At 70.9% G+C, this 8,890-nt stretch carries 10 protein-coding genes; 3 read left to right on the forward strand and 7 right to left on the reverse strand.

Annotated elements, in window-relative coordinates; all coding sequences use genetic code 11:
- Both QK444_RS26520 and QK444_RS26525 read right to left on the reverse strand, forming a co-directional pair.
- Positions 1-910: hypothetical protein (locus QK444_RS26520; protein WP_282784777.1), on the reverse strand; the 910-nt coding region annotated here is incomplete at its 3' end.
- Positions 911-1,114: 204 nt separating this feature from the next.
- Positions 1,115-1,726: a M23 family metallopeptidase gene (locus QK444_RS26525; protein ID WP_029927895.1), complete on the reverse strand. Its 612-nt coding sequence runs from the start codon at positions 1,724-1,726 to the stop codon at positions 1,115-1,117.
- A 252-nt stretch (positions 1,727-1,978) separates the two neighbouring features.
- Here QK444_RS26525 and QK444_RS26530 point away from each other — a divergent pair, with 252 nt between their 5' ends.
- Positions 1,979-2,311, forward strand: coding sequence for a metalloregulator ArsR/SmtB family transcription factor (locus QK444_RS26530; protein WP_282784780.1), 333 nt, complete (start codon positions 1,979-1,981; stop codon positions 2,309-2,311).
- Positions 2,312-2,325: 14 nt separating this feature from the next.
- On the opposite strand, the gene QK444_RS26535 is transcribed toward QK444_RS26530, so the two are convergent.
- Positions 2,326-3,318, reverse strand: coding sequence for a glycosyltransferase family 9 protein (locus QK444_RS26535; RefSeq protein WP_282784782.1), 993 nt, complete (start codon positions 3,316-3,318; stop codon positions 2,326-2,328).
- A 494-nt stretch (positions 3,319-3,812) separates the two neighbouring features.
- On the opposite strand from QK444_RS26535, the gene QK444_RS26540 reads away from it, so the two are divergent.
- A complete protein-coding gene (locus QK444_RS26540; RefSeq protein WP_282784784.1) occupies positions 3,813-4,163 on the forward strand; it encodes a hypothetical protein in 351 nt (116 codons plus the stop codon).
- A 65-nt stretch (positions 4,164-4,228) separates the two neighbouring features.
- Here the strand turns inward: QK444_RS26540 and QK444_RS26545 are convergent, their stop codons facing one another.
- The 3 genes from QK444_RS26545 to QK444_RS26555 form a co-directional block, all read right to left on the reverse strand.
- Entirely contained in the window at positions 4,229-5,122 is an 894-nt protein-coding gene (locus tag QK444_RS26545) for an oxygenase MpaB family protein (RefSeq protein ID WP_282784786.1), read from the reverse strand.
- A 281-nt stretch (positions 5,123-5,403) separates the two neighbouring features.
- Positions 5,404-6,099, reverse strand: a complete 696-nt coding sequence (locus tag QK444_RS26550) for an SGNH/GDSL hydrolase family protein (protein WP_282784788.1) — start codon at positions 6,097-6,099, stop codon at positions 5,404-5,406.
- Entirely contained in the window at positions 6,096-7,514 is a 1,419-nt protein-coding gene (locus QK444_RS26555; RefSeq protein WP_282784790.1) for an MFS transporter, read from the reverse strand. The genes QK444_RS26550 and QK444_RS26555 overlap by 4 nt, the downstream gene beginning before the upstream one ends.
- 109 nt (positions 7,515-7,623) lie before the next feature.
- Between QK444_RS26555 and QK444_RS26560 the strand changes: the two genes are divergently transcribed.
- On the forward strand, positions 7,624-8,238 hold the full coding sequence (locus tag QK444_RS26560; protein WP_282784792.1) for a TetR/AcrR family transcriptional regulator: 615 nt from the start codon (positions 7,624-7,626) through the stop codon (positions 8,236-8,238).
- Positions 8,239-8,407: 169 nt separating this feature from the next.
- On the opposite strand, the gene QK444_RS26565 is transcribed toward QK444_RS26560, so the two are convergent.
- Entirely contained in the window at positions 8,408-8,743 is a 336-nt protein-coding gene (locus QK444_RS26565) for a YnfA family protein (protein ID WP_282784794.1), read from the reverse strand.
- Positions 8,744-8,890 lie beyond the last annotated feature (147 nt).

The following is an 8,890-nucleotide window of genomic DNA, read 5'->3' on the forward strand; positions in this document are numbered from 1 at the left end:
ACGCGGCCAGGGTGGCGGCATCGGGGCGGGTCACCGGGTGCCCGCGCAGCGCCTGCCACAGCAGTACCGTCATCCATCCGGTGTAGGACAGCGCCAGCACGCCCACGATGCGGGCGCGCGTGCGTTCGGTGCGCAGCCACGGCACCCGCGGCGCGTAACGGGCGAGCAGGACCGCGGCCAGGATGAGCAATTGGATGCCGTGCATACCGAGGAAATGCGGGATGCGCAGGTCGCCGCCCTCGGTGCTCCAGCGCAGCACCGGCACTCCGGCGCCCACGCCGTCGCGCACCGGGGGATCGCCGGGCATGACGGTGTGGCCAGCGCCCAGTTCCACCGGACGGCCGTAGGCGTCGGTGACCCGCTGCGGGCCGGTGCCGCCGACCAGATATGCCATCGCCATGCCCAGCACCGCGATCCCGAGTCCGGCCGAAATGGCCCGCGAGGTGGGGCGGTCGGTGACCCGCTGCCACGAAAGCAGCACCGCGATAACCAGGTTCGCGGCGAACAGGCCGAGCACCCCGGACATGAACACGGTCTGGCCGATGGTGTTGACGGCATCGGTCTGGTTGTTGAAGTGGCTGAAGGTGCCCCGCGCGGCCTGCACCACGATGAATCCGACGTCCACGATCCCGGTGACGGCGAACGCCGTGCCCATCCACCACGTGACCCGGCTGCCGCGGTGCGGGAACGACAGCAGCCATGCCAGGGTCGCGGTGTAGAGGACGAAGGCGAGTCCGAACTTGAACGGTTTCAACCAGATCGACTCGCCGAGCAGTCGACGGTCGTCGACGACCATGGCGCACAGGGTGACGACCACGAGGACGGCCATGACGGCCGTGCACGCCAGCAGTGGCCGATGCGGGCGGCGGGTGCGCGGTGTCGGGGGAGCGGCGGGCGAGGCGCTGAGCATGGGGCCGACGCTAGGGTCGGACGGCCGCGCGCCGGGTCACCCCACGGAGCCGTTCGCCTCTCGTACCCGGGTATGACGACGCCCCCGGCGGTACCGGGGGCGTCGTTGCTGTTCGTCGATACTGCTGTTCGTCGATACTGTTGTCCGCCGGATCGTTTCGGCAGCCCCTCATCGGCTGTCGATCCGCGGCGGCGGGGTGTGTCGCTAGCCGACGCTCACACCGCGGGCGGCCAGCCACGGGTGCGGGTCGATCGGACCGGCGTCGGTGTGCACCTCGTAGTGCAGGTGCGGGCCGGTCGAGTAGCCGCGGCTGCCGACGGTGGCGATCACGTCACCGGCGCGCACGTGCTGGCCGACCGACACCAGGATGTCCTGCATGTGGCCGTAGACGCCGATGGTGCCGTCGTCCTGCTGGATGCGCACCCACAGGCCGAAGCCCGAGGCCGGACCGGCCTCGATGACGGTACCGTCGGTGACGGCGGCGATCGGCGCGCCGAAGCCGTCCGCGAAGTCCAGACCGGAGTGCATGGCACCCCAGCGCATGCCGTAACCGGAGCTGAGCGGGCCGGCGACCGGGCGCACGGTGCGCGGCCGGTGGTCCTGGGCCATCCCGTTGAGCAGGTCGTCGATCTGCGGGGGAACGGGAATGAAATCGGGGATCTCGATGCCGCCGACATTGGCGACCGGACGGATCTCGTGGGCGGGCGCCTCCTGCTGCGGCGCGGCGGTGAGCTTCCCGGCGGGGGTGCCGTCGGCCTGCTGGTCGGCGGCGGCGAGTACGGACAGCGAGGCCCCGGCAATCGCGGTGACGGCCACGGCACGAGTTGCAGCGGCCCGGTACCGGCGCAGTGCGCGGCCCTTTGATAACGGAACGGTTACGGGCATGGCACGAACGTACGGGAGGCAAACCCTGGAACCGAAACCTTGTCGTTACCGTCACAGCGCCGCAAAAGCCCAGCTGATATGTCACAGCCTGGTAACGACACGCCGGTAATTTCGAAATGACGTTGGGAAATGGCGAAACGAGCGATCTTGACCGACACGCCGTGCGGGGCACACACTATGTAAGTGCCCGCTAACGGAGTTCGGGTGCTGGTCGCGCTCGCCGACCCCACCCGCCGCACCATCTTCGAGGCCCTGCCGCAAGGGCCACGCTCGGTCGGCGAACTCTCGGCGATCTCCGGGGTGAGCAGCTCCGCGGTGTCCCAGCACCTCAAGGTGCTGCGCGAGGCCCGCCTGGTGATGATGCGCGCGGCGGGCAACCGCCGCCTGTATTCCCTGGACCCGCGCGGGCTCGCCGACGCCCGCGACTATCTCGAGCAGTTCTGGCCCAGCGCCATCGCCGCCTACTCGGCGGCACTGTCCACGGCCAGCGCGGATATGGCGGAAGGCGAGAGTTAGGCCGCCCGCGTCGGTCAGCCGACCCGGCGATACGCCTGCGGGCCGCGCCGCTGTTCCATCCCGGGCGCGGGCCACGTCCGCTTGTGCAGCTGCTTGTCGACCGCGGTGATCACCTCGGTGGTGCCGATCTTCAACAGACCCGGATCCGGGCTGGTGGCGTAGGGGTCGCCGAGCTGTCCGGCCCACAGCACCACGTGCCGGCCCAGCAGATGCGGCGGCGGGCCGCTGCGCGAGGGCGGATTGGGGCCGAACAACAGCACGGTCCGGGTGCCGAAGGCGGTGGCCAGATGTGCGACGCCGGTATCCCCGCACACCACCAGGGACGCCTCGGCGACCGTGGCGGCCAATTCGATGAGGTTCTGCTCCCCGGCGAGCACCCGTGAGACCGGCAGGCCCGCCCGGGTGGCGATCCCGAGGGCGATGTCGCGCTCGAACTCGTCACCGGTGAGCACCACCTCGCGCCCCTGGACCAGCAGATGCCGGACCACGGCGGCGAAACGGTCCGGCGGCCAGCGGCGGGCGGGCGCGCCCGCGCCGACGTGCACCACCACGCAGTCGCGGTGGCTGGTGGTGGCGACCGGGGGTACCAGGCCCAGATTGCGACGGTCGGCGGTGATCCCGTCGGTCTCGAGCAGATGGCACCAGCGGTCCACATCGTGCATATCGGGTTCCCATTCCGGTCCCGGCAGGTCCGGGAAGGCGGGATTGCGGTAGGTGAGGATGCGTTCGGGTTTGGTGCGGATCAGCTCGACCAGGCCCTCGGGGCCGTGACCGTCCAGATTGACCGCCAGGGCGGGCGGCGGACCGTCCCAGCGCATCCCGGTCGGACCCGTGATCGGCACCATCTCGTCCACGGAGGCGATCAGATCCACGATCGGTTTCAACCGGTGCGGGGCCGCGAGTGCGATGTGGTCGCCGGGCCTGGCCCGGCGCAGCGCGCGCAGCGCCGGGACCGCGGTGAGGAGATCACCCAGTCCGCGTGCGCGTAGCACGAGTACAACCGCCACCCTCAACTCCTCCGACCGCGCTGGTGCCCATGCGTCCGACCCACCCCCGCCGCACACGGACCGATGTGAGCCACTTGGAGTGGACTACCCGGCCCGGCCCGGCGCGAAACGCGACATCGGCCTTGTTGTGGGGTTCCCGACACTCCGGTACGGGACCTCCGGTCTCGTACCGGAGTACTTGGGCCCTGGGGAGGCGGATTGTGCTCGTAGTTTGCTGTGCTGATCGACGGGACGACACGAAAGGGTGACGATCGTGAGCGCAGCTGCACACCGGGCGGGCCCCGGTCACCTTCCGGCGCGGCCGGGCGCGCGCGGAGGTCCTCGCTCGCCACGGTGGCGCCGTCGAACAGTTCGTGGCGCTCGGCCGTTCCCCCGATGCCGGTATCGGTGCGCGGAGGTCGGACCGTCCGTCCGTGACCGCCTGATCCGGTCGACGCGCCCATGCGTACTACCGACTGTCGTTGACCCCGGGCGATCAACTACCGTGTGTATCCATGGATTTCGTCTACAACCTCGTGGTCGTGGCACATCTGCTGGGCATGGCCGCGGTGGTCGGCGGCTACGCGGCCGGACAGCCGCGGGTGTCCGAGCTGATGGTGTGGGGAGCCCGCCTCCAGCTGGTCACCGGGGTCATCCTGGTCGGCCTCGCCGAATCGATCGATTCGCTCGGCAAGGATCCCAATATGACCAAGATCGGCATCAAGCTGGTGATCTCGCTCGCCGTGGCGGCCTTCGCCGAGATCGGGCGGGCCGACGCCAAGCGCGGCAAGGCGGTGCCGTGGATGACCCACGCCTCCGGTGGGCTGGCCGTCCTGAACGTGTTCATCGCCGCGCTCTGGACCTGATCGACGGCGTGCTCCACCGTCCGGCCCGGGGGCACGACGGCCCGGGCCGGACGGAATCCTGTCCGCTAACCGGCCGCGCGCAGGGGTTGCCGCCGATCGGCCGCGCGATCCAGCGCGACGCGCAGCCCCGTGCGGCCCTCGCGGTGGTAGGCCGCCCGCGCCCGCGGCATGATGCGCAGCGTCTCCGGGAGCAGCGGCCAGGTGCGCGCCACCGCGTGGCGGAAGGTGTCGAAGGCCAGCTGGTTGGCGCGGGTCCACCGGTAGCCGTACAGCTCGCGGATGTGCGGGGGCAGGGTGCCGACCAGCACGTGCCGCCACGCCTCGCTCGCGCTGGGCGCGAGAATCCGCCACAGTGCCGTCGGTAGCCACGGCTGCGGCATATCGGCCGCGCCGTCGAAGTAGTCGATGAGTGCGCGGGCCGACGGCGTCGGTTCCAGTACGTGCTCGACCGTGTGGTTCCAATAGTCGAGGAAGTCGTCGTAGGTGGCCGGGACGATGCGTGTCGACATACCGTACATGCCCCACCAGCGCAGCCCCTCCGCGTACACGGCGGCCTTCTCGTCCCGCGTGTAGGGCCGCCGCGCGAACAGGTCCCGGGCCCGCCACGCGGTGTCGATGAAGGTGGCGTGCGCCCAGAAGTAGGTGTGCGGGTCCAGGGCGTGATAGCGCTCCCCGGCGGGCATGGTGCCCTTGATATCGGAGTGGAAGTCGCGGATCCGCGCGGCGGTGCGCATCGCCTCGGGTCCGTCGAAGATCATGCCCTGGATCTGCGGCACCGACCGGAACAGCCGCTCCCACGGTTCGTTGAAGAAGTCCGAGTGTTGCTCCACGCCGCGTCCGAGCGAGGGGTACATGAGCTGGAGCAGGCCCTCCATGGGCGCGAGCAGGTATCCGCGCCGGTCGCCGTACGTCTCGTACAGCAGCGATCCGGGTCCGAAACGCGGTGCGTCCGTGTCCATGGCAACCTCCACATTGAGGATGAGAGAATTGGTGTCACTATCTCTCACTGGTGTGGGTGCGTCAAGCAGGCGATCCGGCCGCTGCCGAGGGTGTCGAACGTCGTGGAATTCGCTGTGGTGCCAAGGGGTTCGACAGCGGCGGAACCGGCGGGTCGGATGTGTTTCACGTGGAGCCGACTCGATGCCGTTGTGCGCGAAAGGCATTGCTGCACAGTGTGCATCCCCGCCGCGCCTGCCGGACGGAGCCGGCCCCGACCGATGGTTCGACCCTGCGCCGCAGGTCAGCGGCCGCTGTCGGTCGTGATCGAATGATGGTGGCGGGCGAGGGCTGTGGCGATTTCGGACGCCACCACCGCTTGTCCGGCCATGGTGAGGTGGATGCGATCGGCGCTGAGCCAGTCGGGGCGAAGCCGCGCCGGATGCTCCCAGAACTCCGTCACGATGGCGTCGTGCCTGGCCGCGACCCCACGCGTGATCTCGGTGAAGGCCGCGAAACGCGGACGCAGTGAGCGCAACCGGTCGGTGAAGGCGTCGGCGAGGGTGAACAGCGACAGCCGCGCCCCCGTGGCCGCCAGTGCCGCGCACAGTTCGTCGAGATCGTTCTGCACGGTCGTGAGATCCGCATCGGGCCGGAACAGATCGTTGCCGCCGCAGCTGACGTGCACCAGATCCGGCGCGAAGTCGAGCACGCGCCGTAGTTGGCCGTCGCGGACCTCCCGGATGGTCGCGCCCATCACCCCGGTATTGAGGTACTCGGCCTCCGGATGAGCCGCGCGCAGCGCCCGTGCGAGACGCTCCGGCCACGGTACGGTGTCGTAGCCCGGCCACGGATCGCCGGTGCCCGCCGCGGTGGAGTCGCCGAGCACGGCGAACCGTCGCCACGGCAGCGGTGTGAGCAGATCGCGGATGGCCTCGGCGGACAGCACCATGGGGTCGTCGGCCTCGGTGCGCGGTTCGGTCGTCACGTGTCGATTCATCGGGTGGTCTCCTCGGTGCGGGTGGGGAGGGCCGCGAGGATCGCGGCGGCGAAGGCGATGGCGGCGCAGAGCGCGAAGAGGATATGGAAGGCGGTCAGCGGTGCGTCCGGATGGGCGGCGAACACCGCGGCCAGCATCGCGACGCCGAGCGCGCCGCCCGATTGGCGGGCGGTGAGGTTCATGCCGACACCGGCCGCGAAGTCCTGCGGCGGCAGCGCGCGGGCGGCCGCCGCGCCCAGCACCGTGACGATGAGCCCGATGCCGCCGCCGCCCAGCAGTCCGGCGGGCAGCCACGCGCGCCAGAGTTCCGGTGTGGTGTCCCAGAAGTCGGTGCTCATGTACAGCGTCGAGGCGGCGAACAGCAGCGCGCCGAGCACCCCCAGCCAGCGCTGCGCGGTCTCGGATGCGCGCCCCGCCAGGACCGCGGTGATCATGGACGCGACCGCGCCGAAGGTCATGGCCCCCGCCGATTCCAGCACCGAGTACCGCCAGATGGCGTCGAGCCACAGCGGTCCGGCCAACAGCCAGGCGAACATGGTCGCGCCGAAGACGAACGAGACGGCGTTGACCAGTGCGTAGCGGTGGTTGCGCCACAGTCCGACCGCGATGGCCGGGCGGGCGCTGCGGCGCGACCGCAGCAGTGCGAACGCGAGGAGGGCGAGCCCGCCGAGTCCGGTGGCCGCGGTGCGCCCGTCGGTCCAGCCCCAGTGCTGTCCCTCGGTCACCGCGGCGACCAGCCCGCCGATGCCGAGCGCGGTCGCGAGGGTGCCGAGCGGATCGGGCAATCCGCCGTCGTGCCGGTCGGCGACCCCGGTGACGCGCAGTCCCGCCAGGATGAGCAGCGCGGCCACGGGCGCGTTGATGACGAAGATCGAACGCCATCCGAACCATTCGACGAGCGCGCCGCCGAGCGCGGGCCCGACCAGCGCGGCGAATCCGCTTGCCGCCGTCCACGCGGCGATGGCGACGCCGACCCGTTGGGGTGCGGTGACGGTGAGGACCAGGCCGAGTCCGGCCGGAATCATGAAGGCCGCGGTCATGCCCTGGAGGAATCTCGCGGCGAGCAGCCACCCGGCGGCGGGAGCCAGCGCGCACAGCACCGAGGTGAGGGCGAATCCGGCGATGGCCCAGAGGAATACGCGCCGCCGCCCGAGGGCGTCGGCGCAGCGCCCGGCCGGGGTGAGCAGGGCGGCGAAGGCCACCGCGTAGCCGCTGACCACCCAGGTGAGGGTGGTGGTAGCGGTGCCGGAGTAGTCCCGGGCGATGGCGGGGAAGGCGATATTGACGACCGAGAGGTCGAGGAAGGCGAGGAAGGCCGCGCCGCAGGCGACCAGCAGGGCGCGCCGGGCGGCGGCGGGTGGGGGAGTGGGTGTCGTGGCGGGTGTCTCGGCGGATCGAGCGGAGACATCGGTCATGGCGCTGAACTTTTCTGTGGGAGGAGCAAAACAGTACGTACGATCGTTCGTGTTTATGAAAAGTACGACCGATCGTGCGTTTGCGCAAGGGGAATGGAAGGATGAAGGCATGGCCGACCAGACGGAGATCTCCGATCAACGCTTGCTCAAGGGTGCGCGGGCTCGGGCGGCCATCGCACGGCACGCCGCCGACGTCGCCTCCGCGGAGGGGCTGACGGGATTGAGCCTCGGACGGCTGGCCGGCGATCTGGGGCTGAGCAAGAGCGGGGTCGCGACGCTGTTCGGCAACAAGGAGAAGTTGCAGCTCGCGGCCGTCCGGTCCGCGCGGGAGGTGTTCGTCGAGACCGTCGTGCGGCCCGCGCGATCCGAACCCGAGGGCTGGCCGCGCCTGCGTGCCCTGATCGGCAACTGGCTCGACTACGTGGACGAACCGGTCTTCCCCGGCGGCTGTTTCCGGGTGGCCGGAACCGTGGAATTCGACTCGCGGCCCGGTCCGGTCCGCGACGCGCTCGAGGCGGACCGCGCCGACTGGTTCACCGTGCTGGAACGCGAGATCCGGCGCGCCCAGGAACAGGGGCAGGTGACCGGGCGGGACCCACACCGGCTGGCCTTCCAACTCGACGCGCTGGTCGGCGCCGCCAATGTGGCCGCCCGCCTCGGCGACGAGACCGCCGTCCCCACCGCCCGCGCGATCATCGACGAACTGCTGGGTGCGACGCCGTAGCGGTGACGCGCCGCTGTGCCGTCGGACCGCGGTTCACCCCGGCCGGGGCCGGTCCGGTGAGGTGTATCCATCGCGGGGACCGGCGATCGGGTTCGGCTCCGGCTCAGCTCGGTGGCGAGCGTCCGGTGTGCCCGCCGCGTCCGGTGTGCCCGCGGCGGATCAACGCCGGTCAGGCCGCGCGCGGGGCGTACATGATCACGGCCACGCCGAGCAGGCAGATGAGCGCGCCCGCGAGATCCCAGCGGTCGGGGCGGTAGCCGTCGGCCACCATCCCCCAGGCGAGTGATCCCGCGACGAAGACACCCCCGTAGGCGGCCAGGATACGGCCGAAGTTCGCATCCGGTTGCAGGGTGGCGACGAAGCCGTACAGGCCGAGCGCGATCACGCCCGCCCCCATCCACACCCAGCCGCGGTGTTCGCGCACGCCCTGCCAGATCAGCCACGCGCCACCGATCTCGGCGATCGCCGCCAGCCCGAACAGCAGAATCGAACGCAGGACGGTCATGAGCACGCATTGTACGGGCCGAGGCCGACGTGCTCGGCGTGTGGGGCGCACGCCGCGCAGACCTGCGATGGACTCCCGGTTACGAGGTTCGCCCCGAGGGGCCGGTGCGCGACGGGGCCGGCCGCACGGAGTCGGCCCCCCCCCCCC

It is taken from the genome of Nocardia sp. CC201C (assembly GCF_030010695.1).
GTDB lineage: Bacteria > Actinomycetota > Actinomycetes > Mycobacteriales > Mycobacteriaceae > Nocardia > Nocardia otitidiscaviarum.

What these genes read in the sequence shown, in the direction of transcription:
- QK444_RS26540 (WP_282784784.1), top strand. Translation starts at nt 3,813, where the DNA reads ATGGATTTCGTCTACAACCTCGTGGTCGTGGCACATCTGCTGGGCATG.
- QK444_RS26545 (WP_282784786.1), bottom strand. Translation starts at nt 5,122, where the DNA reads ATGGACACGGACGCACCGCGTTTCGGACCCGGATCGCTGCTGTACGAG.
- QK444_RS26550 (WP_282784788.1), bottom strand. Translation starts at nt 6,099, where the DNA reads ATGAATCGACACGTGACGACCGAACCGCGCACCGAGGCCGACGACCCC.
- QK444_RS26555 (WP_282784790.1), bottom strand. Translation starts at nt 7,514, where the DNA reads ATGACCGATGTCTCCGCTCGATCCGCCGAGACACCCGCCACGACACCC.
- QK444_RS26560 (WP_282784792.1), top strand. Translation starts at nt 7,624, where the DNA reads ATGGCCGACCAGACGGAGATCTCCGATCAACGCTTGCTCAAGGGTGCG.
- QK444_RS26565 (WP_282784794.1), bottom strand. Translation starts at nt 8,743, where the DNA reads ATGACCGTCCTGCGTTCGATTCTGCTGTTCGGGCTGGCGGCGATCGCC.